Annotated in this window: 24 protein-coding genes, 4 tRNA genes and 1 pseudogene; 11 read left to right on the top strand and 18 right to left on the bottom strand. The window is 56.4% G+C overall.

Annotated features, from left to right (window positions below; genetic code table 11):
* Positions 1 to 13 precede the first annotated feature (13 nt).
* The 4 genes from csrA (at position 14) to ALO43_RS15370 (ending at position 705) form a co-directional block, all read left to right on the top strand.
* Positions 14 to 202: a carbon storage regulator CsrA gene (gene csrA / locus ALO43_RS15385; RefSeq protein ID WP_002554426.1), complete on the top strand. Its 189-nt coding sequence runs from the start codon at positions 14 to 16 to the stop codon at positions 200 to 202.
* A 62-nt stretch (positions 203 to 264) separates the two neighbouring features.
* Positions 265 to 355: transfer RNA gene (locus ALO43_RS15380), tRNA-Ser, on the top strand.
* Positions 356 to 464: 109 nt separating this feature from the next.
* A tRNA-Arg gene (locus ALO43_RS15375) sits at positions 465 to 541 on the top strand.
* An 87-nt stretch (positions 542 to 628) separates the two neighbouring features.
* Positions 629 to 705: transfer RNA gene (locus tag ALO43_RS15370), tRNA-Arg, on the top strand.
* Between the two features lie 43 nt (positions 706 to 748).
* On the opposite strand, the gene bamE is transcribed toward ALO43_RS15370, so the two are convergent.
* On the bottom strand, positions 749 to 1240 hold the full coding sequence (gene bamE / locus ALO43_RS15365) for an outer membrane protein assembly factor BamE domain-containing protein (RefSeq protein ID WP_053480545.1): 492 nt from the start codon (positions 1238 to 1240) through the stop codon (positions 749 to 751).
* Between the two features lie 324 nt (positions 1241 to 1564).
* Here bamE and mgtE point away from each other — a divergent pair, with 324 nt between their 5' ends.
* Positions 1565 to 3007 (top strand): magnesium transporter, encoded by a 1443-nt coding sequence (gene mgtE, locus ALO43_RS15360; protein WP_024670853.1) that lies wholly within the window; start codon positions 1565 to 1567, stop codon positions 3005 to 3007.
* A gap of 171 nt (positions 3008 to 3178) precedes the next feature.
* Here the strand turns inward: mgtE and ALO43_RS15355 are convergent, their stop codons facing one another.
* The 3 genes from ALO43_RS15355 to ALO43_RS30730 all read right to left on the bottom strand — a co-directional run bounded on the left by ALO43_RS15355 (position 3179) and on the right by ALO43_RS30730 (position 4407).
* Complete coding sequence (locus ALO43_RS15355; RefSeq protein WP_002554423.1) at positions 3179 to 3505, bottom strand: Arc family DNA-binding protein; 327 nt, start codon at positions 3503 to 3505, stop codon at positions 3179 to 3181.
* 427 nt (positions 3506 to 3932) lie between these two features.
* Entirely contained in the window at positions 3933 to 4118 is a 186-nt protein-coding gene (locus ALO43_RS15350) for a PA3371 family protein (RefSeq protein WP_024689781.1), read from the bottom strand.
* Between the two features lie 49 nt (positions 4119 to 4167).
* Entirely contained in the window at positions 4168 to 4407 is a 240-nt protein-coding gene (locus tag ALO43_RS30730) for a hypothetical protein (protein ID WP_024689782.1), read from the bottom strand.
* 316 nt (positions 4408 to 4723) lie between these two features.
* Here ALO43_RS30730 and ALO43_RS15340 point away from each other — a divergent pair.
* Positions 4724 to 4800 (top strand) — tRNA-Arg (locus tag ALO43_RS15340).
* 1386 nt (positions 4801 to 6186) lie between these two features.
* On the opposite strand, the gene ALO43_RS15335 is transcribed toward ALO43_RS15340, so the two are convergent.
* Positions 6187 to 6924 carry an NUDIX hydrolase gene (locus ALO43_RS15335; protein ID WP_024670159.1) on the bottom strand — a complete coding sequence of 246 codons (738 nt, stop codon included), beginning with the start codon at positions 6922 to 6924 and terminating at the stop codon, positions 6187 to 6189.
* Between the two features lie 167 nt (positions 6925 to 7091).
* Here ALO43_RS15335 and ALO43_RS15330 point away from each other — a divergent pair, with 167 nt between their 5' ends.
* Entirely contained in the window at positions 7092 to 7526 is a 435-nt protein-coding gene (locus tag ALO43_RS15330; RefSeq protein WP_024670160.1) for an NUDIX hydrolase, read from the top strand.
* A 28-nt stretch (positions 7527 to 7554) separates the two neighbouring features.
* Here the strand turns inward: ALO43_RS15330 and ALO43_RS15325 are convergent, their stop codons facing one another.
* Positions 7555 to 8235, bottom strand: a complete 681-nt coding sequence (locus ALO43_RS15325) for a haloacid dehalogenase type II (protein ID WP_024689783.1) — start codon at positions 8233 to 8235, stop codon at positions 7555 to 7557.
* 303 nt (positions 8236 to 8538) lie between these two features.
* Here ALO43_RS15325 and ALO43_RS15320 point away from each other — a divergent pair, with 303 nt between their 5' ends.
* The gene (locus ALO43_RS15320) at positions 8539 to 9273 is read left to right on the top strand and encodes an IclR family transcriptional regulator (RefSeq protein ID WP_005889926.1); all 735 of its coding nucleotides are present in this window, start codon (positions 8539 to 8541) and stop codon (positions 9271 to 9273) included.
* 140 nt (positions 9274 to 9413) lie between these two features.
* Here the strand turns inward: ALO43_RS15320 and ALO43_RS15315 are convergent, their stop codons facing one another.
* Both ALO43_RS15315 and ALO43_RS15310 read right to left on the bottom strand, forming a co-directional pair.
* Positions 9414 to 10748 carry an MFS transporter gene (locus ALO43_RS15315; RefSeq protein ID WP_005889927.1) on the bottom strand — a complete coding sequence of 445 codons (1335 nt, stop codon included), beginning with the start codon at positions 10746 to 10748 and terminating at the stop codon, positions 9414 to 9416.
* 82 nt (positions 10749 to 10830) lie between these two features.
* Positions 10831 to 11814 carry a hydroxyacid dehydrogenase gene (locus ALO43_RS15310; protein WP_005889928.1) on the bottom strand — a complete coding sequence of 328 codons (984 nt, stop codon included), beginning with the start codon at positions 11812 to 11814 and terminating at the stop codon, positions 10831 to 10833.
* Between the two features lie 226 nt (positions 11815 to 12040).
* Here ALO43_RS15310 and ALO43_RS15305 point away from each other — a divergent pair, with 226 nt between their 5' ends.
* Positions 12041 to 12718: an RraA family protein gene (locus ALO43_RS15305; protein ID WP_005889929.1), complete on the top strand. Its 678-nt coding sequence runs from the start codon at positions 12041 to 12043 to the stop codon at positions 12716 to 12718.
* 78 nt (positions 12719 to 12796) lie between these two features.
* A complete protein-coding gene (locus ALO43_RS15300; RefSeq protein WP_024670165.1) occupies positions 12797 to 14041 on the top strand; it encodes an MFS transporter in 1245 nt (414 codons plus the stop codon).
* Positions 14042 to 14066: 25 nt separating this feature from the next.
* On the opposite strand, the gene ALO43_RS15295 is transcribed toward ALO43_RS15300, so the two are convergent.
* The 4 genes from ALO43_RS15295 to ALO43_RS15280 all read right to left on the bottom strand — a co-directional run bounded on the left by ALO43_RS15295 (position 14067) and on the right by ALO43_RS15280 (position 17749).
* Positions 14067 to 14879, bottom strand: a complete 813-nt coding sequence (locus tag ALO43_RS15295) for an oxidoreductase (protein ID WP_054997755.1) — start codon at positions 14877 to 14879, stop codon at positions 14067 to 14069.
* Between the two features lie 102 nt (positions 14880 to 14981).
* Positions 14982 to 15770, bottom strand: coding sequence for an SDR family NAD(P)-dependent oxidoreductase (locus ALO43_RS15290; RefSeq protein ID WP_054997754.1), 789 nt, complete (start codon positions 15768 to 15770; stop codon positions 14982 to 14984).
* Positions 15771 to 15818: 48 nt separating this feature from the next.
* A complete protein-coding gene (locus tag ALO43_RS15285; RefSeq protein ID WP_054997753.1) occupies positions 15819 to 16901 on the bottom strand; it encodes an alkene reductase in 1083 nt (360 codons plus the stop codon).
* Between the two features lie 251 nt (positions 16902 to 17152).
* Positions 17153 to 17749 carry a TetR/AcrR family transcriptional regulator gene (locus tag ALO43_RS15280; protein WP_024670169.1) on the bottom strand — a complete coding sequence of 199 codons (597 nt, stop codon included), beginning with the start codon at positions 17747 to 17749 and terminating at the stop codon, positions 17153 to 17155.
* 116 nt (positions 17750 to 17865) lie between these two features.
* On the opposite strand from ALO43_RS15280, the gene ALO43_RS15275 reads away from it, so the two are divergent.
* Positions 17866 to 18729 (top strand): alpha/beta hydrolase, encoded by an 864-nt coding sequence (locus tag ALO43_RS15275; protein ID WP_054997752.1) that lies wholly within the window; start codon positions 17866 to 17868, stop codon positions 18727 to 18729.
* Positions 18730 to 18781: 52 nt separating this feature from the next.
* On the opposite strand, the gene ALO43_RS15270 is transcribed toward ALO43_RS15275, so the two are convergent.
* The 6 genes and pseudogenes from ALO43_RS15270 to ALO43_RS15250 form a co-directional block, all read right to left on the bottom strand.
* Positions 18782 to 19576: an NYN domain-containing protein gene (locus tag ALO43_RS15270; protein WP_005889941.1), complete on the bottom strand. Its 795-nt coding sequence runs from the start codon at positions 19574 to 19576 to the stop codon at positions 18782 to 18784.
* A gap of 117 nt (positions 19577 to 19693) precedes the next feature.
* A complete protein-coding gene (locus tag ALO43_RS32135) occupies positions 19694 to 20458 on the bottom strand; it encodes a methyl-accepting chemotaxis protein (protein WP_371906681.1) in 765 nt (254 codons plus the stop codon).
* A 90-nt stretch (positions 20459 to 20548) separates the two neighbouring features.
* Positions 20549 to 21583, bottom strand: a pseudogene (locus tag ALO43_RS32130) (HAMP domain-containing protein); the annotation flags it as partial.
* Between the two features lie 148 nt (positions 21584 to 21731).
* Positions 21732 to 22070, bottom strand: a complete 339-nt coding sequence (locus ALO43_RS15260) for a hypothetical protein (protein ID WP_032618566.1) — start codon at positions 22068 to 22070, stop codon at positions 21732 to 21734.
* Positions 22060 to 24141, bottom strand: a complete 2082-nt coding sequence (locus ALO43_RS15255; RefSeq protein WP_005889950.1) for a hybrid sensor histidine kinase/response regulator — start codon at positions 24139 to 24141, stop codon at positions 22060 to 22062. The genes ALO43_RS15260 and ALO43_RS15255 overlap by 11 nt, the downstream gene beginning before the upstream one ends.
* Positions 24142 to 24404: 263 nt before the next feature.
* Entirely contained in the window at positions 24405 to 25868 is a 1464-nt protein-coding gene (locus ALO43_RS15250; protein ID WP_054997751.1) for an NCS1 family nucleobase:cation symporter-1, read from the bottom strand.
* Positions 25869 to 26085 lie beyond the last annotated feature (217 nt).

Here is a 26085-nt window from a genome sequence, read left to right as displayed (position 1 = left end):
TAAGGAGAAAAGTATGCTGATTCTGACTCGTCGGTGCGCGGAAAGCCTGATCATCGGTGACGGTGAAATCACCGTTACCGTACTCGGTGTAAAGGGTAATCAGGTGCGAATTGGTGTCAATGCGCCCAAGGAAGTCGCTGTTCACCGTGAAGAGATTTACCTTCGCATCAAGAAAGAGAAGGATGAAGAACCAAGCCATTAATTTTTATTGAATTTTTGGTTTGCAAACGGGGAAAAGGGTGGTTATTATACGCCCCGTGTTGCGGAGAGCTGGCCGAGTGGCCGAAGGCGCTCCCCTGCTAAGGGAGTACACCTCAAAAGGGTGTCGGGGGTTCGAATCCCCCGTTCTCCGCCATTATTTGTGTAGTGCGTCAGATTGGGCTTGATCGGTAAGTTGTTGAATTTACTAGAGAAAGTGATTGACAAAACAATCTGGCGACCTATAATGCGCGGCACCAACACATGCACTCGTAGCTCAGCTGGATAGAGTACTCGGCTACGAACCGAGCGGTCACAGGTTCGAATCCTGTCGAGTGCACCATTTAAAGTTGTTTGAATCACTGTAAGCAATTACAAGGTTTCCGATAACTGGCTTCAACCAGAGGTGATCTGGTCTAAAAACACCAATGCACTCGTAGCTCAGCTGGATAGAGTACTCGGCTACGAACCGAGCGGTCACAGGTTCGAATCCTGTCGAGTGCACCATACAACGAAAAGCCCGTATCGAAAGATGCGGGCTTTTTGCTTTCTATCGCTTTCCTTTAACGCAGCCGTGTTCGTCGAACGTCACCTTGTTGGTGCGGCCTTTCTTCTGTTTGTATTCGTAATGCAATTCGCCATTGCGATTGGTGACGTTGTCCGGGCGCCCCAGCAGGCTCTCGACATCGCGCTTGGTCATGCCAGGCGGCGTGCGTTGATTGATGATAGCTGCTCTGCGTTGTTCGGCGTTCAGGCGATTGCCGCAGCCGTCGTCACGTGTGCCCACCACTACCAATTCCCTGGTTGTCGATTGACCGCCCGCGAGCGCTCGATCGTCTTTGGGTGGCAGTAATCCGATGATGGTCCCGGGCGGGGCGTTGAAGGCTCTCTGTGTGCGGGTACTTTGGCCTGGCGCACAGCCCAGGGTGGTAAATGTAATCTTTCCGGTTGCATCCTCGCAGCGTTGAACGCTATTGGCGGTTGCATGGCCGGGCAAGCAGAGCAGAACGCTCCACAGGGATAAATGAATGACGGCACGCATAACCAGGTCCTCCATGACTGAGTGTCGCAAGAGCCTAGCGGCGGCCTTTTGCTGGGGCCAGCGGGATTTATTGCCTGGATGTGACGTCGGGTGCGCGGCGGTTCAAGCAAGCTTGCAGCTTTGTGTTGCAAACGATTGTTATAAGCTGAATTTCTCGCGTGCGCTTCGCTAAAAGCGGTGTATCATTGCGCCCGTCAGCCCCGCCGGGGCTTGTGGAATACCTCCATGGACTTACCCAGTCGTAACTCAATAGTGTTTTTTGACAATCATGAATTAACTGATTGATCTCCCGGCGTGCTCTGCTGCTGGGAGTGGAGCTCGCCTATGACCGAAAGAGAAGTAAAAAAAACGCAGGAAAGCTTGCAGGATCGCCTGGCTCAGGTTGTGGATCTGCTGCAGCGCCAGCGTATTGTTGAAGACCTGACTCACCGTCAGGAAGGTCAGCATCAGGATCGCGTAGAGCACCTGGTTCACCGGCAGAACCTTGTCGAGCTGCAGCGCAAGCTCGAAGATCTCCACTCTGCCGATGTCGCTTATATCCTCGAAGCCTTGCCTCTGGAAGATCGCCTGACCGTCTGGCAACTGGTCAAGGCCGATCGCGACGGCGACATTCTTCTCGAAGTATCCGATTCCGTTCGTGAAACCCTGATCGCCGACATGGACGATCATGAGTTACTCGCGGCGGCACGGGACATGGACGCCGACGAATTGGCTGACCTTGCTCCCGAATTGCCCCGTGACGTTGTTCACGAGCTGATGGAAGCGCTTGACTCACAGCAGCGTGAGCGCGTGCGCTCTGCATTGTCCTACGACGAGGATCAGGTCGGCGCACTGATGGACTTCGAGATGGTGACGATCCGTGAGGATGTCAGCCTTGAAGTCGTGTTGCGCTACCTGCGCAGGCTCAAGGAGCTGCCGGGTCACACCGACAAATTGTTCGTAGTTGATTCAGAAGGTGTGCTCAAGGGTGTTTTGCCCATCAAGCGCTTGCTGGTCAATGACCCGGAAAAACAGGTTGGCGAAGTCATGGCCAACGATCCGGTCAGCTTCCATCCTGAGGATGACGCCTATGATGCTGCGCAGGCATTCGAGCGTTACGACCTTATTTCCACGCCTGTTGTGGACAAGAATGGCCGACTGATCGGCCGACTGACCATCGATGAAATGGTCGACCTGATTCGTGAGGAAAGCGAAAGCGAAGTCCTCAACATGGCGGGTCTGCGCGAAGAAGAGGATATCTTCGCTTCGGTATGGCGCTCGCTGCGTAACCGTTGGGCTTGGCTGGCAGTCAATCTGGTGACGGCATTTCTGGCGTCGCGGGTCATCGGCCTGTTCGAAGGGTCTATCGAAAAGCTGGTCGCGCTTGCTGCCCTGATGCCGATCGTTGCTGGTATAGGTGGTAATTCGGGTAATCAGACCATCACCATGATTGTTCGCGCGATGGCTCTGGATCAAGTCAACACGGGGAACACGGCTCGGCTGCTGCGTAAAGAGCTGGCTGTCGGCCTGATCAACGGCTTGCTTTGGGGGGGCGTGATAGGCGTTGTCGCCTACATGCTGTATGGCAGTTGGTCACTCGGCGTTGTCATGACGGCGGCGATGACGCTCAATCTGCTGCTGGCTGCGCTGATGGGGGTTTCGATCCCTATGGCTCTGGCGCGTCTTGGGCGGGACCCTGCGATGGGGGCGAGCGTCATGATTACGGCGATGACCGACAGTGGCGGGTTCTTCATCTTTCTTGGGCTGGCTACGATCTTTTTGCTCTAAGCCGTCTTTCTTAAAAGCGTTAAACTAAAAAACCGCCATAAAAAGGCGGTTTTTTATTACCCGGCGCATTGCCCTACGGCGGTATTTGTTAATACAGCCGGTATTAACGACGAAAAGGACTACAACAAAAAAGGCCAGCTTTCGCTGGCCTTTTAACGTTTACGCTGAATCTCAAGACTCTTCGGAAGCAAGTTCCGTGTCGTGGGCAATCAGCGAAACAAGGGCGTTCTGTTGACGATGTGACAGCTGGCGAAAACGCTGCAGCAATTCGCGCTCGTGCAAGGACAGCTCAGGACTGTCAAGGCGCAGGCTTGGCTCGTCGCCAAGAGCACCTTCCTGAATCAGGCTTTGTTCGAGGCGAGCAATGATCTCCGAGTTCATGCTGCGGTGATGATTCTTGGCTACCTCTTGCACGCGATTACGCATGCCGTCTGGTAGGCGAACGACGAACTTGTCAGCCGTGCGGCTGGAATAAGTAGCCTGTTTCATAGGGCTCATATATTTAACCGGTTAGTTCAGGGGGAGCGGTTCTAGCAAGTGGCCGCAAGATTGTCATTCTCAGACAGTCGTTTTGGACAAATGTTCAACCGCGAATCCAAGGGCCGACATCATGCCGCAATACGTCGAATCCTTGGCGTCAATTCTGTGACAAATATTGACCCAGGTAGAGGCGTTTAGCCAGTACTAATTGTCGGAAATGCGAACGAATCTGCAAAGTCAGCGCATTGGCCGTCAGACAATTCAGACAGCATCTGAATGCTAAGTGCCATCACGCTCGTCTGATTCTCAGCTTAGGCGCGAATTCAAAACACAAGGAGGCTAACCGACCGAGGGTCTGGTAAGGCTTAAAGCAGGGGTTTGGACGGTTTGGGCGTGAAGATACAGGGTCGGGGGAGGTTATCCGGCGTGGGGAGGTGCTACATGATCAGCGCAGAACGGGGTCAAACTTGAAGCGGCGGCCGACGAACAGCGCAACCACGAACAGACTGGCAAACACTCCGGCACAAATGTTGGCTGCAATGCTCATGGCTTGGGCCTGGACAGGCAGCAACAGATCAACGACCACAGCCATGAGCGCAAGGACCAGAAACGACAGTGCAGATTTTGACATGGCTACTTTCTCAAAAATGGGGGCGTGAAACCGGTTTGCACATACACAATCAGAAGACCCAACGCTGATCGGCGTGCGGCATCTGTAGCGCTTTATCGCCATCGTTTGCCAGCACCACAGCGCTTGAACTGCGGTCGGTCATGATCGCCAACTGAGGCGCCTGGCTGATTTGATGATGAACACGGACCGGTGCAGTTGCCTGCTCGCTATGAGCGCCAGAATCCTGGAAATGAAACGCTACCAGAGCCACCAGAGCTGCCGCATTCAACACTGAGAGAGTCTTGTTCATTGTCCAGTACCTGTGCCCGACCGTTTGGGATGAGATGTGTTCAGTGATATTGATAATGCAGTCTGCATGCCAAGCTGAAATAGATAAAAAGTCTATATAAATCAATAAGTTATTAAATATAAAAAAGTCTGATCCAGTGCGTTTTGCAATGATGGCTTTTTGGAGTGTTGCAAAATGCACGATGGGTTTATTCGGCCCGCTTCCGAGGTGACATCGGCTACAGCCCTGAAGGGCAATGACGACATGACAAATGCCGTGCATGCCGCTAAGATGCACGCCGTCCTCGCTGGCACCGATCGGTGTGCTGGCACGCAGTGTCTCAGTAGCTCAATTGGATAGAGCATCCCCCTCCTAAGGGGAAGGTTGCAGGTTCGAACCCCGCCTGGGACACCATATTTATCGAAGCTTTACAGGCTTTTATACTGCTCATACTGAAACCTTATGGTGTTGCATCGTATGTGCATGGAAGATGGAAAGCTTTCGGTGGCCCGCCGTTGCTTGATGTGAGTACGAAGCTTGGCGCGATGATTGATTCCCTACCAAAAGCCGGACTTTTTTATCGGCTTTGACGTCTCTTACGTGTGTTTATTCTTCAACATGCCGAATTGGTTTCGGCTTCCTTTGCTCGATAGTTCCCCTTGTAATGTTATCAATTTGATAGCGTATCAAACGCTCAATCAGCCACGATCAGATGGTGCCAGACTGTTTTCTCTTGCAAACCCAATGACGTGTCAGATGAAGCTTATTTTTGCAATGTTGTTGATGTTCCGCGCGTATACATTTGCCAGTTGCAGCAGCATCAGTGATCATGACGAGTGTGCCTATTTTGAAGCCAAACAGGGTGGCGGTAGTTGTACCACTATCAATGATCATGATTTACGCGCTCAATGCGAGTCGATGAAACAGTGGTATTGGTTTTGCTGGCTAAGCTCCCTTACTGACCGATAGTTTTCGGTCACAGGGATAGCCATTTTTTTACCGTGCCTGGCCTAGTCTCGATGGTTGAGGCCGATCGAGGCGCGGCAGTTCCGGGATTGGATACTTCCCTGTCTGTAAGGCCAGCACGCTCGATCTTTCATGCTGGGTGATTGCCGCACGATGGTCAGTTTTACTTTCTTTGAGGCCTCCTTTCTCAGGGAAAGGTCGGAGCCAACTCGAAGTGCAACGACGTTGTCGGCGCCTTCAGGAATGAAGTTCTGATCATTGAAGACGGTTTGATGAGCTGTATTGGCGGGTAGGCGTGTTTCCGATGATGCTCGAAGCCATGATGAATCAGGGCCTTGCCTCGCAGGCATATCACTTGCGCGCGCCAGTGCCTCGATTTTTCCGGCTGGGCTTATCGTCTGTTTATACGCTGAGTCCAGGCCGGGGGCTCGGCTTACCCACTGGAGCGCACCTATCGTGGCTACGCTTCCAATCACCAGGCAGGTGACCGTGTAGAAAACGCTGTGTTTGTGACGTCTTCGCATTACTTGTTTAGGAGCATCGCTACTGTCAGCTTTCATCCATTCTCCGGCTCGTCCTTGAAGGGCTAAAATCGTCCCTCTCTTACGGGTTCAGCCCGCACAAGGCGGGCTAAGGGGACGTATTTCTCGTCCGGATTAAATCATATCGGAGCGATACAAGGCGATCACTTTGAGATATCAGAAACAGTGGGCTGCCCTCAATATATTGCGCTGCCAGATGATTCAAACTAACCCAGCGCTCCGCATAGATGACAGTCCGTTGGGTTAAAAACATTCAATAGCCGGACGTATTCCTGACGCTGGTCTGAATTGATCAGCCAGCCGCCGTGAAAATTTCCTGTTTTTTGTGAGGCCCAATGTTGCCCGAATAGGGAGTGGAGATCAGCCCTTGACTGAATGCTACATCGGTAACCAACTGCCGGTTGAACAAGCTGTTGCGAGCGTCTGCCACGTAGGTCTGCAGCGCTACCCATTTTGCTTCTTCAATCTCGTCGGTGTCCTGTATGTTGATACGTTGCGTCATGGCTGTCATTCGGCAAATAAAGTGAATGTTGGATTTGCCAAACTGGTAGGGGTGTTTGGTAGTGAACGCCACAATAGAATCGCACTTCGATTCAATCCCTGTCTCTTCGAGTACCTCGCGCTCGATCGAATCCTGAATTCGCTCGGCTGGGTCTACATGGCCTCCCGGTAGTTTGAAACCAGTAGTACCTCGTTCCCTTATGACAAGAAGTTCTCCCGCGTCGTTTATGACGATGGCCCCGGCCCCTACTGTATGGGTGGGTATGAATGGCACAAAGGCTTGCTCGAAGTGGCGGCGTACCAAGGTCAACTGGTCGCTCAGACAGCTATGGAAGGAGAAACCGGCGGCGGTGAAGACCGGAATGGCTTGAGCATCGCTGATCGGCAGGGTAATCCAGGCAAGAGCAAGACGCTCCTGCTGGATGAGGACGACTAACGCGTCGACGGCGCTACGCAACGCTTGCGGGTCAACCGGCAGCGAGGCGGCGGCAATAATGATGCCGTTGAATTTATCCCGTTTGAACTCCACGTCACACCTTTGAATTGTCGATTTGTCGAGATTGTAGTGCTGGAGGGGCCGCTCCAAGAATGGCAGCCATACCTTGACGACGCATCTAAATCAATACATTCCGTTGTAGGCTACTGTCGTTTCAACTCGTTCAAGACTAAAAATTATTGACCAAGAGGTGGCACGGCATGGTGGTGGACAAAGCTTGCCCGGTAGTGCTGCGAAGTCGGGAAACCATAGAGATTTTGGCGTTCGTCCATCCAATGGCAGGGGTGCAACTGGTCAAGGGAAGTGTTGAGCCGGGAGAGTCAACCGAAGTGGCTGCTGTGCGTGAGCTGCTTGAGGAAGCCGGTATCCGTGGCAAGGCTGGACGATATCTCGGTTTGTTGCGTTCTATAACAGGACAGACGTGGGCATTTCACCAATGTCACGTTACGCAAGAGCTTCCCGATACCTGGGTTCATTTTGCCGAAGATGACGGAGGCCACGCCTTTGAATTCTTTTGGCATCCGCTGGATAGCGAGCCCTCTGGCGCATGGCATCAAATCTACCAAGATGCCTTGGGTTTCCTCAAGCGCAGCCTCGCTCAAGCACCCCAAGACAGTTCATATCCAATCGATTGATCTGCAAAGCACCCCTCTCGAAGCGCCGCTACGACGCTTCGGTATTGGCTGCGCATATTTTTCTGGCGACATCCTCGAGATCTTTGCCGATCCAGTCGGGCTTCGTTCCGATCGGGTTGAGTACCTTTCCCGGACGTTCGACAAAAGCCGACTTGCAACCGGCCCGGGCCGCCCCGGCGATGTCCCAGGCATGGGCCGCGACCATGATCATCTGGTCCGTGTTGACGCTCAAACGGTCTGCGACCATTTGATAGGTTTGCAGCGCTGGCTTGAATCGACTGATTTCGCTACCCGCCATGATGTAGTCGAAGCAGTCGGTCAGTCCTGACGAGTTGAGCTGTTTGCTTAGCGCTTCCAGCGCGCCATTGCTCAGGGCAACCAGGACAAACCCGTTGTCACTCAGCATTTGAAGAGCCTGACGAACATCCTTGTGCGGAGGAAGCGACGTGATTCCATCTGTCAGTTCCCGGCACTGGTGGTTGCCGATCTTTACCTGATGTCGTGAGCCGACCATGTTCAACGCGGCCTGTGCCAGATCGCCGAACGGTTGATACTGGCCGGTTATGACGTTGGTCATCCAGCACTCTTGCAGCGTCAAAAACCATTCGGTTCGCACGCAGTTGTTGCCGAACAGGTTTTCGAATAAGGGGTCGAGTGCAGCCAGGTCCAGCAGTGTTTCGTTTACATCAAAAACAATAGTTTTGAGCATGCTGCAGGTCCCCTCCGGGCATGATTTTCTGGAACGGGCGTTGACTCGGCAGGCTGCCGGTTCGCCGTTGACCTCATTTGATAAAGAGAACGAAGTCAGGTGAGAGTTCAGCATCGAGGACGCCCGGGCGAGCAACGATGTCAGCTTTCGGCTTTTGCCTGCTGGCGCCAAACGAAGCTGGTAGCCAGCTCGCTATAACCTGTTTACCCCTCACCAATAGCGATCAGGCCGCCGCTAACGGATAATGGTGCTCACGCGTTCGGTTTCTGCTGAACGATCCAAGACAAACGGAGCATCTATTCAATGGTTAAAACGCGTCCAAGACCCGCCGTCAGTGGTGTCGCATCTGCTGATCGTGTGCTGACCGTTCTGACCGCGTTTCAGGTTGGGGACACGGCCCTGAACCTTGTGGAGCTCACAGAGCGCACGGGCCTGATAAAAAGTACGATCATGCGCCTCATGGTTTCTCTGGAGAATCATGGTTTTGTGACGCGTCTGTCTGATGGTCGCTATATGCTGGCCAGCGAGGTGATGCGCCTGAATGCGGTCTATCAGGAGGCGCTGGATCTGGAGCGGCACGTACTGCCAAGGCTGCAGCGGCTGACCGATGAGACCGGAGAAACGGCCTCTTTCTATGTCCGGCACGGGGCTTATCGACTGTGTCAGTACCGCGTCAACTCGCCTCATCCGCTTCGGCTTCATCTTCAGCCCGGGGATATGCGACCGATGGATCGCGCAGCGGGGGCGCAGGCTTTGCGTGCCACTGGTGCCGTCGAAGGCATGGAACCTATCTACTCGTGTGGCGCGACTGATCCACACGCGGCATCGATGGCGCTGCCTGTGTTCGGGCCGTTGAACGAGCTGGTGGGGGCGCTGGTTATTTCCGGGCCGGCCAGCCGCTTGACGGAGGAGCATGCCAGGCAGTTAGGGAAGATTTTCTCTGATGTCGCTGATGACCTGACACGCAGCCTGGGTGGCAAGCATCATCGGGCTGATCCGCTTGCAAAGGATGCTCTGAAAGCAGGCGCGGTTAGCTGAAACCTTGACGTTTTACCAGGTTGTCGCGAAGAGTTGGGCGGTGATCCTTCTTCATAAACCCATTGAATCAACGCCATCCAGAATGCTGGCGTCAACGCCATTGGCCGTGTCAGTGCCTATGGCGTTGCGCAGAGGGCGGGTCAGCTTGCTTTCGACGGAGTTGCGCTGGAAGACGCTTCTTTCTGACGCTTGCGGCCCATGACCAGCACCATAATTCCGCCTGTTGCGCACAGCGCTGCCAGTGGCAGCATGGCAATGGCATAGCTGCCGGTTGCTTCATGAATGGCGCCATAAGCGTTGACCATCAGGCCGCCGCCTATCAGGTTGGCAAGTGCCCCGATTGCCGCCAGGCCAGCCGCAGCGGTCGACGAGGACAGCCAACCAGATACCAGCGCCCAGAAAGGGCCTTTCATCGAGTAGGCGCCAATCAGAACCATGGTGAGCAGGAAGACGGTTGCGGCGAGCGAGGACGTTACCAGCGCCAGCAGCAAGCCTGCGGTAATCAGCAGCAATGTCAGCGAAGTGTGCCAGCGACGCTCGTTGGTGCGGTCGGAACTGCGCCCCCAAATGATCATCGCCACCGAGGCAATGCCGTAGGGAATGGCATTGACCAGGCCTATTTCCAGGTTGGACAGGCCGAAGGTTTTCAACAGCTGCGGGGCCCATACGCTCATGGTACTACCGGCTGCCGAGGCCCCGGAGTAGATCAGTGCAAGCACCCAGATATCTTTGTGCTTGAGCAGCTTCCAGAGCGACATATGCCCGATGTTGGTTTTTTTCTGACGCTCTTCTGCGAGCCTGCCCGTGAGCCAATGGCGCTGCTCGTCGGTCAGCCATGTCGCCTGTTCGGGGCGATCGGTCAAAACAAACAGGCAGGCAATACCGAGCAATACAGCCGGGATGCCTTCCAGAATGAACAACCAATGCCAGCCGCGCATGCCCATCCAGCCATCGAGACTGAGCAGCAACCCGGACAGCGGAGAGCCTATGAAGTTGGCGCCCGGGATGGCAACCATGAAGATCGCAACCATGCGCGCCCGATAAGCGGCCGGCAGCCAGTAGGTGAGGTAGAGCAGCACGCCGGGGAAAAAGCCGGCTTCCGCCGCCCCTAGAAGAAAACGCATGACATACAGAGAGTTCGCGCCTTGCACGAACGCAGTGCCTGCGGAGACGATCCCCCAGGTGATCATGATTCTGGCGATCCACAGCCGTGCGCCGAATTTCTGCAGCGCAAGGTTGCTGGGCACTTCGACCAGAAAATATGAAACGAAAAACAGACTGCTGGCAAACCCGAAAATGGCCGGGCTCAGGCCCAGGTCATGGTTCATTTGCAGCGATGCCATCCCGATGTTGCCACGATCGATAATAGCGATCAGGTAGCAGATGATCAGAAATGGAAGCAGGCGCCAGGCCACGCGTTTCATGGTCAGACGTTCTAATTCACTGATGCCGGGTGAGGCTGGGGCTACGGCCATGATGCTCTCCTATGTTTATTTTTTTGGAGAATCGGTGTGCAGGTTATCGCCGGTTCGGGAATGCCGATCCGATCGTGAAACGTCAGGCTTCAGCCGATAGCAAGCGTCGGTTGACGATGCAGCGCGGATCCAGATCGCCACCTGCCCAAACGCTCACGATCTGCTGAACGGCCAGCAGTCCGACCCGATCACGGGAGTCGGTGGTATTGGCGCCCACGTGAGGTGTTGCTATCAGGTTTGCGAGGCTCCACAAAGAGCTGTCTGCAGGCGGTGGTTCAGGGTTGAAAGTGTCCAGCCCGGCGCCCAGGATCTGACCTGTCTTCAGGGCTTCGACCAGTGCAGCAGTGTCGACAAGTTCGCCGCGAGCAGTATTGATCAGAATGCTGTAAGGGCGCATGCGCTCGAATTGTTCGCGGCCGAAGAGGTTGCCGTTGTCGTCGGTCAGCGGGCAGTGAAGGCTGATGACATCGCTGGTTGCCAGCAGGTTGTTGAAGTCGGTTTCACGCTCGACGTAATCGCGATCAGGAAGCGTCTTGAGGTAGGGATCGAAGACTTTCACTTTCATGCGCAACGGAGCAACCAGTTCCATCAGGATGCTGCCAATAGAGCCCAGGCCTACCAGGCCCAGCGTCTTGCCAAAAAGCTCGACCCCATTGGCCGTTGCCTTGTCCCAATGCCCCGCGCGCATGCGGGCATCAAGTGCCGCTGTCTGGCGAGCCACACTGAACATCAGCGCAAAGGCATGTTCTGCAACCGATTGGGCATTGGCACCGAGTGCGATTGTCACGGGAATGTTGCTGTCAGCCGCCGCCTGAATGTCGATGGTGTCGTAACCCACACCATGCTTGGCAATGATTTTCAGATTGCCTGAGGCCTGGATCATGTCCTTGGTCAGCTTGCCTTGGCGCACGATGATCGCGTGAGGTTGTTCGTCGCGGATTATTGCAGTCAGCTCTTCGGCGGGCATGTAGGGCGTGGTGGGGATGATGGTAATGCCTTGAGATGCGGCGTAGGCCATCGCATCGGCTGCCAGTTCGGGGCCTGTCAGCAGGATCTTCCGATTCATGATCGATACCTTGTTTTTATAGAGGTCGTGTGCGGCGTCGAGAAGACATCTGCACCTGGCTGAACCCTAACATAATGAAATGGCGTTGCAATATAGATGAATTGATAATCTTGATGAGTGGCTTTCATTCGGGGATCCGCCTATTGATCCTGTTAAAATGAAATGCCATTCTGTTATTTGGTTTAGTGCCTGGCCGCATCCAATAATTTCAAGAGAGAAAAGCCACATGACGATCGGATTCAGAGTTCTCAGTGCAGCCCGCAAAGTCAGCCCGGAATGGGTCGCCCGCTACCGCGATGTTCCGGTGGCCAATGTCAGTGACTCGATGAACCGGATGACCGCTGGCGGGTCCAGGCTGCGCCCCATGCACCGTGCGGGCGTTCTCGCCGGGCCGGCCTTGACGGTCAAGGCCCGTCCGGGTGACAACCTGATGCTGCATTACGCTATTGATATTGCTCAGCCGGGCGACGTGATTGTGGTGGATGCCGGGGGCGACCTGACTAACGCGCTGATTGGCGAAATGATGGTGGCTTATGCTGTAAAACGTGGTGTGGCTGGCATCGTCATCAACGGCGCCATCCGTGATGCCGCCAGCATCGGTGCAGGCGACTTCCCGATGTTTGCAGCCGGTGTATCGCATCGGGGTCCTTATAAAGACGGGCCAGGCGAAATCAATGTCCCGATCGCCATCGACGGCATGGTCATCGAGGCGGGGGATCTGGTGATAGGCGATGACGACGGCTTGCTGTGTGTCCCTTACGACCAGGTTGCAGAGGTGTATGACCGGGCAGCAGCCAAGCATCATGCAGAGCAAAAGCAACTGGAGCAGATCGCCAAGGGCGAAAATGATCGCTCCTGGGTACTTGAATCATTGAAGAAAAAAGGCTGCCAGCTTCCAGAATGAGCTGGTGTAATCGTGCCTTTCGCGCACGATCTCCAGCTTGCCAGGGGTTGAGCGCGAAGGGCTTTATGTGAGGGCTCCATGCAATCTTCCCCAGATTCAGCATCGACGCGCTGGCCCGGCCCTGTTCGGGCATTGGCGCATCGAAATTTCCAGATTTATTTTGCCGGCCAGGCCATCTCTACCCTCGGCAAGTGGGTACAGCAGGTCGCGTTATCCTGGTTGGCCTACCACCTGACATCTTCCGCGTTATTGTTGGGGCTTCTGACGTTTCTGATGTTGGCGCCGCAGTTGGTGGTGGGGCCTTTGGCTGGCGCCTGGATCGATCGGCATGACAAGCGCCAGCTTCTGATCTGGGCTCAAGGGCTGCTGGCTGTGCAGTCGTTCTGCATGGCTGTGCTCGCCTGGACAGGCTGGCTGACGGACGTCGCAATGATCGTCATGGCGTTGATCCTTGGGTTGCTGAACGCTGTGGAAACACCCTTGCGGCAGGCACTCATTGCAAGCTTTGTCCCGAAACCGTCCGACCTCCCAAATGCATTGGCACTCAACGCCATGCTTATCAATGCTGCCCGGTTCATTGGTCCACCCCTGGCAGGCGTGCTCATTATGCTCAGTGGTGAAGGCGCGTGCTTTCTCATGACCTCCATCGCCTTCACGTTGCTGCTGGTCAGCTTGAGCAGAACGAAAATAGCGCCTGTCGCGAGGGCCACAGGCTCGACAGGCGAGATGTTCAAGGAGGGCCTGAATTACATCTGGCGCACGATGAGCGTCCGTCGTTTGATTATCAGCGTCGTCGCGGTGAACCTGCTGGCCTCGAACTACGCGGTACTGCTGCCCATCCTGGCAAAAACCGACTACGCCGGTGACGCGCAGACACTGGGCTGGTTGTGGGGTGCTGCCGGGGCGGGCGCATTTATTGCCACGCTGATGCTTGCGTTAGGCGGGTCGCTTGATCGGCTTCAAGTGTTCATCTCGGTGGCTGTAGTCAGCTGTTCAGTCGCAATGCTCGGGCTGGGTTTCAGTCTTCCGCTGACGGCCGCGTTGGGGTTATTGGCGCTGGTGGGTTTCGGCATTACCGCCAGTAACGTCAGCACCAACATGTTGCTGCAAAGCCATGCGCCATCTGAGCTTCGTGGGCGCATCATCTCGTTCTATATCGCGATGAGGTTTGGCTTCGAGGCCATCGGCGGCCTCTTGGCAGGGCTGTGTGCGGCGGCTTTGGGCGCGCCCGCGACCCTGGGCATCAGCGGTGCCCTGCTGGCGCTGTTTTTTATCGCCGATGCCTACTGGTTTGCGAAGCGCTCACCAGGCTTTGCACGTTAAGTGGCTGCGATCGGAGCGCTGTGGTTCAGGTCGGCAAGCGGAATTGCTTGCGCAGGCTTTTATCAAACAGCCCGGCGGGGGCGAAGCGACGCAGAATGCTGATTTGTCGTGCCGCCTTGCCGGCCGTGTAACGCTGTTTGGGGCTGGCATCGCCTGCGGCGTTCAGCACGACAGCTGCCACGACTTCCGGCAGGTCGGCTTTGGGCATCACATCGGCCAACAGTGCCTTGAACCCGGCTCGCGCCTGGTCGTACTCCTTCAATCGTGAATCCGGCTCGATGCCGTTTTGATCGAAAACGGTTCTTATAAATGCAGGTTCAATGACCGAGACTCTGATATTGAAGGCCCGAATCTCGTGATCGAGAGATTCCGAATAGCCTTCCAGCGCGTGTTTGACCGCCGAATAATGAGACGAGTAGGGCGCAGGTATCACTCCCAGAATCGAACCGATATTGATGATGCGCCCTTGGCCACGTTGCCGCATCGACGGCAGCACTGCGTTGATCATGCGGATGACGCCGAACAGATTGACATCGAAAAGTGCCTGCACCTGCGAAATCGAAAACTCTTCGGCGCCACCCAGCAGACCGATGCCAGCGTTGTTGACCAACAGGTCGATCCTCCCGGTCTGGGCAAGTACCGAGGATACGAGAGCGCTGACAGACTCATCATCTGTCACATCGCAAGGGAGCATCGACACTTGCTGAGGACTGTCGCCGGTTTTGCGACTGGTGCCAAATACCGTATAGCCTGCCTGCGCAAGCGCCTCGGCAATCGCCCTGCCAATACCGGAGGATGCACCCGTTACGATTGCGGTTTTTTCGGAAAACTGATTCATCTGATACTCCGGCGTTGGGCAGGCCAGCCTTGGGCAATGTACGAAAAGTGGCTGCGCTCGATGTTGCTGGGTTAAAAACAGGCTCGGATACGAGTCCTGTCCTCAGGCGTCCGGCCGGTAGCGCTCTGCGGCCCTGGCTTGTTGAATGTCCGACAGCAGGCCCTGACGCGCGCCTTCCAGCGCATCCCAACGGCCCGCCACGTGCAGCGGCGGAATGGTCACCAGCTCGCGTCGGTCGAAACCGAGCAACGCCGCATCGACCAGTTCCGCAACGTCCATTACCTCAGAGAGCGTGTTGACGTCGATCCCTGCGCGCTCCCAGATTTCGGTGCGGGTGGCTGCTGGCAATACCGCCTGCACGTAGACCCCTTTGGGCGACAGCTCCAGGTGCATGCCTTGCGACAGGTAAAGCACGAAGGCCTTGCTGGCACCGTAGATGGACATGCCGAACTCAGGCATGAAGCCCACCACCGAGCCAATGTTCACGATCGCCCCGGTGCCTGATTGCGCAAAGCGTGGCGCTACGGCGGCGGCAAGACGCGTGAGCGCGGTGACGTTAAGCGCTATCAGTTTGTCGATGGCTTCGGCGTTCTGCTGGACGAGCCATCCGGATTGGGCAATGCCGGCGTTATTGATCAGCACGCCGATTCGGGCGTCGTCGCGCAGGCGGGTCTCGAGTGCGCCAAGGTCCGCAGGCTCGGTCAGGTCAGCCTGAAGCACCTCCACAGTCACCTGGTTTTCTTCGCGCAGGCGCGCAGCCAGCGTATTTAGACGTTGCTTGTCGCGGGCGACCAGCACCAGGTTATGACCACGGCGGGCAAACCGTTCGGCATAGACGGCACCGATACCGCTGGAGGCGCCGGTGATGAGTACAGTGGAAAGTGTTGTCATCGAGAATGTCCTTTAAAAATACGCAGCGGGGCAGTGCAGCGACGTGTTTCAGCCGTTGAGTGGCGGGTAGTCGGTGTAGCCTTTGGCGTGACCGCCATAAAGCGTCGCCTGGCTGAGCGCTGCCAGTGGCGCGCCTGTTTTCAAGCGTTCGACCAGGTCAGGGTTACTGATGAACGGACGGCCGAAGGCGATCAGATCCGCCTGGTTCGCGTTGACGCGGGCGGTAGCGAGCGTCAGGTCGTAGCCGTTGTTGGCCAGGTAGGTGTGCTTGAAGCGCTGGCGCAGTGCGTCGTAATCGAACGGCGCAACATCACGCGGGCCGCCGGTCGCGCCTTCCACCACATGCATATAGGCAATGCCCAGCTCACCGAGCTGTTGTGCGATGTAGTCGAACTGCGCTTGCGGGTCGCTGCTGGACACACCATTGGCTGGAGAAACCGGCGAGATCCGGACACCGATGCGCTGCGCACCTATTTCCTTCACCACGGCGCCGACCACCTCCAGCAGCAGGCGTGCCCGGTTCTCTATCGAGCCGCCGTAGGCGTCGGTACGCACGTTGGCGTTGTCCTTGATGAACTGATCGAGCAGGTAACCGTTGGCACCGTGAATCTCCACGCCGTCGAAGCCCGCAGCGATGGCGTTCGCCGCCGCCTGACGGAAGTCGTCCACAATGCCCGGCAGCTCGTTCAGCTCCAGCGCGCGGGGCTCGGAAACGTCTGCGAAACCGTTATTGACGAAGGTTTTGGTCTGAGCGCGAATCGCGGAGGGGGCAACCGGCGCTGCGCCGCCCGGCTGCAGGTCAACGTGGGATACGCGGCCTACGTGCCAAAGCTGCACAAAAATGTGTCCGCCCTTGGCATGCACGGCATCTGTGACCTTGCGCCAGCCAGCGATTTGCTCAGCTGTGTACAGGCCTGGAGTGTCCTGATAACCCTGCGCCTGAGCTGAGACTTGCGTCGCTTCGGTAATGATCAGCCCGGCAGAAGCGCGTTGAGCGTAGTAAGTCACCGCCAAGTCTGTAGGGACCAGACCTGCACCCGCGCGGTTGCGAGTGAGCGGCGCCATCACGATACGGTTCGCGAGTGTCATGTGACCCAAGGCAAAGGTTTCAAAAAGCGCTTTCTCGGACATTGTGTCGACTTCCAGAGGAGGGGATGGCGCTTATGATTACGATCAAACTCTAAAAAGTCAACGCATTGATGTTGAGTAACATCAAAAATGCCGAAAGCTCAGATGTGCCTGGTGATTGGCGAAGATTGAGGTGAGGGGGAAGGCAGATCGTACGCACACCTGAACCGCCTTCCCCCGTTCATGGCCGCGGTTACAGTGACGTTCGCTTTCAGGGGGGAGTGGCGGATTGAGCGATCCGTGCTCCGTGTGCTTTATGGTGTAAGCAGGAAAACGGCCATCGGTTTGAATATCGACTCGGCGGCCACGGAGGAGGGTTCATCTATCTTTCTGTCGATCGTCAGCGATGCATAGCCATGTGCGGTACTCCAGGCCGAAAAGGTACGCTGCTCCAGCACCTGCGTATCAGGTTCGGTGCCGTTTTTTTCGATCCAGGCGCTGCGTATCGACTGGCGAAGCAATTGCAGCGTGGTTTCGCCTGACTCGAGAAGCCTGGGCAGTGTCCGGTTTACGCCAGCGCCAAACATCAACCGGAAATGCTCCGGGTAGCTTTTGGCGAAGTTCACGTAGCCTATGCCGCAGCCCAGTACGGTGTCCTCAAGATCTTGCTGCGCAGCAAGGATGAAATTCGCCATGCGCTCGTAACCATCTGCCACCACCTCAGCCAACAGGTTTTCCAGAGAGCCGAAATGGTGAGCGGGGGCCGCGTGAGAGACATTGGCTCGTCTGGCGCACTCGCGCAGAGACATGGCCCGCACGCCAGATTCGCCCACGATGTCCCACGCCGCCTGGCGCAGGACTGCGGGCAGATTGCCGTGGTGGTAGGCCCGCGAGGTCTCGGACGTCGACATGTGAGGCTCCCTGTCATGAAATAAAAGTTATGGTCTGTTGATTCACTCTATCTTGTCGGTGACAAGATAGGCTGCTCTAATGGCGCCAGGTCTTCTGGTCGACGCGGTGAATCCCAATGAGCAAGATCATCAACAGGCTTCGAATGTTTATGCTGCGTGGCGGTTTCATGCTTGCCAGCCGTATTCTACCGGGCATCACAGGAAGATACCTCGCTCGACGTTTCGTCACGCCGCAGGCAGCCGGGCGTTCCCAGGCGGCAGCCGCCTTGAGCGCGGCGCCGGATGTAAAAAGCAGCACGCTGGAGCTGGACGGGCTCAGGATTCAAACCTACGTGTGGGGCGACCCGTCGAGTCAGCCTTATGTGCTGCTTGCTCACGGCTGGTCAAGCTATGCGTTGCGATTCATCGGCTGGATACCGCCGTTGCGGTCAATGGGTTATGCGGTGGTAGGTTTTGATCAGCCCGCACATGGCTTGAGCGCAGGTCACATCAGCCATATGACCCAGTTCGTAGACGTTCAGCAACGCGTGGGTCGCCACTTCGGGAAACCTGCCGCTGTGATAGCACACTCGCTGGGAGCGTCATCCATTGTCTTCGCTCAAGAGGAGCAGTGGCGTCCCGAGCGCTTTGTGATAATCGCGCCGTTTCTGGCACCCACGGAGAGCGTGTTTCAACTGTTCGATACCGTCGGTGTTGCGCATGAGGTGTTCGACCCCTTCGAAGGGGTCCTGCATTCGCTGACCGGCCAACGTTTTGCGGACTACGATGCCCGCCCGCGACTGCCTTTGCTCAAAAGTCCCGCATTGGTTATTCATGACCGGCGTGATCGTGAAACGCCGTGGGAAAAGGGCGCTCTGTTCGCAAAACTATGGCCGGGAGCACGTCTCTTTACCACCGAAGGTCTGGGGCACAATCGGCTGATTGATCATCCCTCGGTTATTGCCGAAACCATGAAGTTTCTGACACCGGATAATCATTGATGGTCTGCGGCTGCGCGTGAAAGGCAGCCAGTGACCGGCTGCCTGATGAACATCACTTGCTCTGCACTTTATGCCGCGCGTACAGCACCGCGGTTCCGCCTGCGCTTGTTCTGGCCTGTAGCTCGAAGGCGTGCGAGTGGCCCTTGATCAAATCGCTCAGCTTTCTATAGCCGTGGGTACGCGGGTCGAATTCCGGTCGCAGTTTGGTGATGTTCGTGCCGAGTGCACTCAGGTGCGCCCAGCCGTCCTCGTCGGCGATGTCGTCCATGATTTTCGCGATGAACTCCACTGGGGCCTTGGGCTTCTTGCTTGGCTCGGCAGCGGCAGGTTTGACGTTGCCGGAAGTTGCAGTTGCATCCGGCGTGGCATCTGCGCTGACGGGCACAGGCTGCTCTTCACGAAGCAGTTCTATATAGATGAACTTGTCGCAGGCCGCCACGAATGGCCGGGGTGTTTTTTCCTCGCCAAACCCATAAACGGTCAGGCCTTCTTCGCGCAGACGTGAGGCCAGGCGAGTGAAGTCACTGTCGCTGGAGACCAGACAAAAACCGTCGAAACGGCGCGTGTAGAGAAGGTCCATTGCATCGATGATCAACGAACTGTCGGTCGCATTCTTGCCTTTGGTATAGGCGAATTGCTGAATGGGCTGGATGGAATAGTCGAGCAGGACTTTCTTCCAGCCGCCAAGTTGCGGGCCGGTCCAGTCGCCATAAATACGTTTGACACTGGCAACGCCATACTTGGCGATCTCTTCAAAGAGGCCGTCGACAATGGCGGCCGGGGCGTTATCGGCGTCAATCAGTACGGCGAGGTGTTTTTGCGAACTGTTGGGGGTCTGAAGGGCCATGAATAACACTCGTATGAAAGCATTACCCTACCTTCAAACGAGTGATGATGGCTGTTTTTTAAAACATGTTTAACTCGGCTCGCTGCCAGAATTGCTCCGGCAGCAGCACGTGGAACATCAGATACGGAAACTTCCGACCAGTTGAGTCAGGCGTGTCGATTGCTGTTCGAGGTCAGTGCAGGCACGCAACGTAGCGTTAAGGTTTTCGACGCCTTGTTGGTTCAGTGTATTTATTTCGGTAATGTCGACGTTAATGGCCTCGACGACTGCAGTCTGTTCTTCTGTGGCCGTTGCCACCGACTGGTTCATGCCGTCGATTTCGCCAATACGATCGGTCACTGTTTCCAGGCTTGTAACGGCTTTGTTGGCGATGCCGACAGTCTCAACGCTTTCTCGTTGGCTTTCGTTCATGATTGCAACTGCCTCGCGAGCCCCGGATTGCAGTTGCTCGATCATCTCTTGCACCTGGCTCGCCGATTCCTGGGTTCGATGTGCGAGGTTGCGGACTTCGTCCGCAACAACGGCAAAACCTCGTCCTGCTTCACCAGCACGGGCCGCCTCGATCGCAGCGTTGAGGGCCAGCAGGTTGGTCTGTTGGGAGATACCGGTAATCACTTCCAAAATCTGGCCGATGTTGGCTGTCTTGGTATTGAGCGTTTCAATCTGCGCACTTGCATTGCTGATTCGGCTGGACAGACGACTCATTGCCGCAATGTTCTGGCCGACCACTTCCTGACCGTCCGAAGCCAGGGTGCGGGCGTCGCTGGAATGGCCAGAGGCACGCGCGGCATTCTGTGCGATCTCTTGCGTGGCCGCACCCAGCTCATTAATGGCAGCAGCCACACTGTTGGTGCGGTGGGACTGCTGATCGGAATTGAGCATCGACGAGTTGGAGGCATTCACCACCCGCTGGGCAACTTCGTTGAGTTGGACGGTCGAGGAGGCTACTTCTCGCATCGAGTCGTGGATTCGCTCGACAAAGAGATTGAAACCATTGCCCAGATAGCCGAACTCGTCTTCGCTCTGAATCGTCAGGCGCTTGGTCAGATCACCTTCGCCGGCAGCGATGTCGTGCATGGCGCGGCCCATCAGGTTCAACGGTCGCAACAGCACGGTCAGGAGCATGCCCAGCAGAAGAATGATCAATACCACTGCGATGACAGTGGCCACGATGGCCGAGTTTCTGAACTCACCCAGTGCCGCGAAAGCAGTGTCTTTGTCCATCGCCACGCCCACGTACCAGTTGACCGAGGGCAGCCCGTCCACATGGGCGAAGGTCAGGATCTGCGTTTTCCCGGCGCGCTCGCTCTCGCTGATCTCCTCGGAAAGCTCAGGCGTATGAGCCGGGTAGACCTCCGCCAGCGTCTTCATGACCAGAGAAGTATCCGGATGAACAAGAATGCGTCCGGTCGAATCGACCAGAAAGGCATAGCCGTCGTTATGCAGTTTAAGCGAGCTGATCATCTCTACCAGGATTTCCAGGCTCAGATCACCGCCCACTACACCTGTCACGCCCGCAGCGCTTTTTACCGGTGTCGCGATGGTGACGATCAGCCCTTTGGTCACCGCATCCAGATAGGGTTCGGTCAGGGTAGTCTTGCCTGCGCCGATGGCTCCGGTGTACCAGGTGCGGGTTCTCGGGTCGTAATCGGCAGGCATGTCATCAGGCGGCTGAGTGACGAAAGAACCGTCCGTCTTGCCCTGGTAGATGCTCATGAACGTGGCGAGCAGCGTGGGCTGGCCGAGTGCGAATTTCTGTTGTTCCTCAGACTGGGGAACAACGGCGTTTTCCGCCAGGTTTTCCACCAGAAGAATTCGCCCTGACAGCCAGTTGCGTATATTGCCAGCGGTGCCTTCACCCGTCTGGTTCAGGCTCTCTTTGAGTTGCTCGTGAAGCGCATTGCGTTGCAGGTAGTCGTTGTAGGACGTGAACGCAGTGAATGCCGCGATGACGACGAGAGACGCCGCCAAAAGAATTTTATGGCTGAATTTCAGAGACTTTGTCATGTCGGGAGATGCCTTCAAAAAGCTATTGCGCAGAAGTAGTGTGGAGCGGGGCGGTGCAGGCGGGTTATCGGCAATGTTTCTTATTTATGAATGTCGTGTGTCATATAACAAATCGCGCATTCAGGTTTTCTGATGAATGGTTTCAGCGTTAACCGTCACTCAGTCGTTCATACCACTCGGCATAAGGCGTATTTCCCACCTTGCGCCGATTGAAGTCCTCGGCGCCATCTGTCCACCAGACATCCCCGCGTTCTCCAAGCGCGACCTTGGCCTGATTGACGTCGGCCCGCGCAGCCTTCAGTGCGTTCGCGTCTCCAGACGCTTTGGCAGTCTTGACCGCGCGCCGCGCAGCCATCAGTCCGTTCACCAGTCGCTGGCGAACGTCTTCGCTCAAAGAAGGGTTGGAGCACCGCCAGAGCTGTCCTTTGACCACAAAATACCGGCCGTCGGGCGTGCCGTGCCTCACCTGGCTGCGCTCAGCGCACATAACCCTGGCTAATCGTTTCGGCGGCGCCTATCAGCCCATTCACTCGCCCTGCAAGCGCGTCCAGGCCGAAGGGCTTGGTCAACACTTGTGTACAAGGTCGCAGGTGGCAACCGTCAAGCACGGAAGTCTTGGCATACCCGGTAATGAACAGTGTGGGCAGTCCGGGGCGGTATTCGCACGCAGCATCGGCCATCTCCCTGCCGTTCATGCCACCGGGCAAGCCTATGTCACTGATCAGCAGGTCAATGCGCGTGTCCGACTTGAGAATCTGCAGGCCGGACTGGGCGTCGGCGGCTTCAATGCAGGTGTAACCAAGGCCGGTGATTACTTCGGTCACCAGCATGCGCACTGACGGCTCGTCGTCCACCACAAGCACTGTTTCGCCAGAACGATCCGCAGGCTCTTCCAGTGTTTCCGGCTTGATGTCGCTCAGAGCGACGCCGGACACGTGGCGTGGCAGATGCATCACGATGCTGGTGCCCTGGCCTGCAACGGATTCAACTTTTATCTGCCCACCAGACTGGCGAACGAAACCGTAGACCATCGAAAGCCCAAGTCCGGTTCCGGCACCAATGGGTTTGGTGGTGAAGAACGGTTCGAAGGCCTTTGCAACCACCTCGGGGCTCATGCCGCTGCCGGTATCAGTGACGCGTATGCTCAGGTGCTCGCCAGCCGGAATGCCGTGATCGGGGTCGATGCATTCATCGAGTGAAGCGTTTGCAGTCTCGATGAGAATACGGCCACCGTTCGGCATCGCGTCACGGGCGTTCAGGCACAGGTTCAGCAACGAACTTTCCAGCTGCGCGTGATCGATCAGCGCGGGCCACAAGTCATTCTGGGCAACCACTTTGATATCTATTTCAGGGCCGACGCTGCGCGTGATCAGCTCTTGCATATCCTTGATCAGCGCATTCACATCGGTCTCTTTCGGAGACAACGTCTGGCGGCGCGAGAAGGCCAGCAAGCGATGCGTCAGTGATGCGGCGCGGCGCACTGCGCTCTGCGCTACAGACAGATAGCGATCGACTTCGCCAGCGCGCCCTTGCGAAAGACGTTTGGTGATCAGCTCAAGGCTGCCCGAAATACCCGCCAGCAAGTTGTTGAAGTCATGGGCAATGCCACCAGTCAGTTGTCCGACGGCATCCATTTTCTGAGAATGGCGCAAGGCATCTTCAACCTGCTCGCGCTCCAGCACAGCTTGTTCGATGCGCTGTTCCAGCGTTTGATTGAGTTCTCTGACAGCCTCTTCGGCTTTCTTCCTGGCGGTCACGTCAATTGACGAGCCAATCAGGCCGATCACGCTACCGTTGCCATCAAGCATCGGTGCTTTGGTGGACAGCCAGATAGCGGCAGAGCCGTCAGGAAGATTGACGTGCTCTTCTATCTGTTCGCAGGCGTTGTTCGTCATGATCCGGCGATCAGTCTCCATGAGAGTCCGCGCCTGATCCTGATCATCGAGAAATTCCAGGTCGGTCTTGCCGATAAAAAACTCGGGTGGCTTGCCAATCAGCTCCGCCGTACCGCGGTTTGCCACGAGCATTCTGCCTTCGAGGTCCTTGGCGTAGACAACACCAGGTACTGCAGCTGTGAACACGCGCAGCAATTCATTCAGCCTGTCTCGCTCTACCTCGGCAGTGCGACGACTGTCGATGTCCAGCAGAATGCCGAGGCTGCGAACCGGGTTACCGTTGATGTCGCGCTCAAGCCGTCCGCTCGCCTCAACCCAACGATAAACACCGTCCTCGTGAAGCACGCGGTATTCGTATCGGTAGGCGGTGCCATTGCGCAGTGCTTGTTCGACGGCTTGCTGGACGCTGGCTTTGTCTTCAGGGTGTATGGAAGACATTACTTTGTTCAGAGGCAAACCTCTGGCGCACAGTTTCGGGCACAGGCCGAAGGTGCGGGCAAACCGTTCATCGCCAGTCAGGTTGTCCGCAACCACGTCCCACACCCACGTGCCGACCACGGCCCCTGAATCCAGGGCGAGTTGCAGCCGCTCGGCAGATTCCTGCGCAGAAGTTCGGTCTAATTGGGGGGCAAAAGGCCTGCCACCGGACACATCATTGCTCATCACTATCAACCCACTTGAACGCCTGGTTCGCTAAGCCTCAGTCATAGGGCAGCGCAGCGGCGTGAAAGTTGTACAAAATTTATTCTATTTTGTGCATCCGTTCGTACAAGGAGTCAGTGACACTTGATCATCCAATGACCTTAGACTATGCGTGATGTCAAATTAATATCAATCCCCTCTGCGCCTTAATTTGTGTGGCCTGTGCCAAAGCAGGCGTTTCAGGCCATACCTGACACAGGCTCGCACGCCGTTCGCCGACTTCTTTACAGGGCCTGGTGCTGCTGGCCAACCGCCGCTGGCGCGTTCGCGGCCTGCTCAGGTGACCAGCGGGTCAGCGCGTAGAAGACTGCCCCGCCCAGAATGCAGCCGGTAAACCAGGCAAAGTTGGCGATGGGCCTGAACCATTCGATGAAGGTGAAGCACAGGCCCACCAGCGCAGTCAGCAGCAAGGCCTTGACCGCAATCCAGTTCACGCCATTGGTGTACCAGTAACGGCCGCTCGGCGTGTCATCGAACAAGGCATCGACATCTATCTGCTGTTTTTTGATCAGGTAGTAATCCACCAGCAGAATGCCGAACAGCGGGCCGATGCACGCAGCCAGCACGTCCAGCGTGTAGTGAATCACTTCAGGGTTGTTGAACAGGTTCCATGGGGTGATGAAGATCGAGGCCACGGCGGCGATCATGCCTCCCGCGCGCCAACTGATGCGGCTGGGTGCCACATTGGCGAAGTCGAAGGCCGGGGAGACGAAGTTGGCGACAATGTTGATGCCGACAGTGGCGGTGACGAAGGTAAAGGCGCCAAGCAGCACTGCAGTGGTGTTGTCGATGCGCGCCACAGTGGCGATTGGGTCGTGAATCATCTCGCCGAAGATCGGCAAGGTGCCGGAAACGATCACCACGGTCACCAGCGAGAACGCCAGGAAGTTCACCGGCAGGCCCCAGAAGTTGCCGCGGCGCACGTCTGCCATGCTGCGGCAGTAGCGGCTGAAGTCGCCAAAATTCAGAGTCGGACCGGAAAAATACGAAACCACCAAGGCGATGGCCATGACCACCTGGCCGAATGCGGCCCAGCCGGATAACTCTTTTTCAGCCAGGGTAAAGCTGATGTTGTCCCAGCCTGCGCGCCAGACAATCCAGCCCGCCAGCGCAAACATCACCGCATACACAGCAGGGCCGGCCCAGTCGATGAAGCGTCTGATCGACTCCATGCCGGTCCAGAATACAGCTGCCTGGACCACCCACAACGCCAGAAAACCGAACCAGCCAAGCCATGACAGACCCAGAAAGGTCATGCTCTGGTAACTGGCCAGCTCCGGAAAGAAACGTAGCACTACGATGACCAGCGCGCTGGATGCCAGGTACGTCTGTATGCCGTACCACGCCACGGCGATCAGGCCGCGAATGATGGCGGGAATATTGGCCCCGAACACACCGAAGGCAAGCCGGCAGATGACAGGGTAGGGCACGGCCGCCTGCTGGCTGGGTCTGGCGACCAGGTTGGCGATCACCTGAATGATGCAGATGCCGATCAACAAGGCGATCAGTACCTGCCAGCTGGCCAGCCCGAGCGCAAACAGGCTTGCGGCGAAAACGTACCCGCCGACGCTGTGTACGTCACTCATCCAGAACGCGAGGATGTTGTACCAGGTCCATTTCTGGGGCACCGGCCCCAGGTCATTGTTGTGCAGGCGCGGGCTATAACCGGCCGGGCGTTGTTGTGTCATTGCGCTACTCCCTCGATGAGTCGGGAAGAGATCGGGGTACGATCGCCTGTTTTTTTGTATACGATCGTGTACGCAAAAGATGTGCCAGAGGATTTTTAGCTGGCTTCAAGGCAACGCAGGCTTTGCTGATTGGCGATTCGGGCCGATAAAAGCTCTTTTTGACCCAGTGATAAGGAGTGCCGGAATTGCACGTAAAAAGGGCGCTTTCGCGCGGTTG

The sequence above is a fragment of the Pseudomonas tremae genome (assembly GCF_001401155.1).
GTDB lineage: Bacteria > Pseudomonadota > Gammaproteobacteria > Pseudomonadales > Pseudomonadaceae > Aquipseudomonas > Aquipseudomonas tremae.
The sequence above is the reverse complement of the archived record's forward strand: the minus strand, read 5'-3'. Positions and strand labels throughout refer to the sequence as shown.

Coding starts and splice junctions, on each gene's coding strand:
- ALO43_RS15350 (WP_024689781.1), bottom strand. CDS start 4,118: ATGTCAAAATCTGCACTGTCGTTTCTGGTCCTTGCGCTCATGGCTGTG.
- ALO43_RS30730 (WP_024689782.1), bottom strand. CDS start 4,407: ATGAACAAGACTCTCTCAGTGTTGAATGCGGCAGCTCTGGTGGCTCTG.
- ALO43_RS15325 (WP_024689783.1), bottom strand. CDS start 8,235: ATGCTCAAAACTATTGTTTTTGATGTAAACGAAACACTGCTGGACCTG.
- ALO43_RS15315 (WP_005889927.1), bottom strand. CDS start 10,748: ATGGCCGTAGCCCCAGCCTCACCCGGCATCAGTGAATTAGAACGTCTG.
- ALO43_RS15295 (WP_054997755.1), bottom strand. CDS start 14,879: ATGAATCAGTTTTCCGAAAAAACCGCAATCGTAACGGGTGCATCCTCC.
- bamE (WP_053480545.1), bottom strand. CDS start 1,240: ATGCGTGCCGTCATTCATTTATCCCTGTGGAGCGTTCTGCTCTGCTTG.
- ALO43_RS15355 (WP_002554423.1), bottom strand. CDS start 3,505: ATGAGCCCTATGAAACAGGCTACTTATTCCAGCCGCACGGCTGACAAG.
- ALO43_RS15250 (WP_054997751.1), bottom strand. CDS start 25,868: ATGACACAACAACGCCCGGCCGGTTATAGCCCGCGCCTGCACAACAAT.
- ALO43_RS15305 (WP_005889929.1), top strand. CDS start 12,041: ATGACGATCGGATTCAGAGTTCTCAGTGCAGCCCGCAAAGTCAGCCCG.
- ALO43_RS32135 (WP_371906681.1), bottom strand. CDS start 20,458: ATGCTCAATTCCGATCAGCAGTCCCACCGCACCAACAGTGTGGCTGCT.
- ALO43_RS15270 (WP_005889941.1), bottom strand. CDS start 19,576: ATGGCCCTTCAGACCCCCAACAGTTCGCAAAAACACCTCGCCGTACTG.
- csrA (WP_002554426.1), top strand. CDS start 14: ATGCTGATTCTGACTCGTCGGTGCGCGGAAAGCCTGATCATCGGTGAC.
- ALO43_RS15255 (WP_005889950.1), bottom strand. CDS start 24,141: ATGAGCAATGATGTGTCCGGTGGCAGGCCTTTTGCCCCCCAATTAGAC.
- ALO43_RS15275 (WP_054997752.1), top strand. CDS start 17,866: ATGAGCAAGATCATCAACAGGCTTCGAATGTTTATGCTGCGTGGCGGT.
- ALO43_RS15260 (WP_032618566.1), bottom strand. CDS start 22,070: ATGTGCGCTGAGCGCAGCCAGGTGAGGCACGGCACGCCCGACGGCCGG.
- ALO43_RS15280 (WP_024670169.1), bottom strand. CDS start 17,749: ATGTCGACGTCCGAGACCTCGCGGGCCTACCACCACGGCAATCTGCCC.
- ALO43_RS15320 (WP_005889926.1), top strand. CDS start 8,539: ATGGTTAAAACGCGTCCAAGACCCGCCGTCAGTGGTGTCGCATCTGCT.
- ALO43_RS15285 (WP_054997753.1), bottom strand. CDS start 16,901: ATGTCCGAGAAAGCGCTTTTTGAAACCTTTGCCTTGGGTCACATGACA.
- ALO43_RS15300 (WP_024670165.1), top strand. CDS start 12,797: ATGCAATCTTCCCCAGATTCAGCATCGACGCGCTGGCCCGGCCCTGTT.
- ALO43_RS15310 (WP_005889928.1), bottom strand. CDS start 11,814: ATGAATCGGAAGATCCTGCTGACAGGCCCCGAACTGGCAGCCGATGCG.
- mgtE (WP_024670853.1), top strand. CDS start 1,565: ATGACCGAAAGAGAAGTAAAAAAAACGCAGGAAAGCTTGCAGGATCGC.
- ALO43_RS15330 (WP_024670160.1), top strand. CDS start 7,092: ATGGTGGTGGACAAAGCTTGCCCGGTAGTGCTGCGAAGTCGGGAAACC.
- ALO43_RS15290 (WP_054997754.1), bottom strand. CDS start 15,770: ATGACAACACTTTCCACTGTACTCATCACCGGCGCCTCCAGCGGTATC.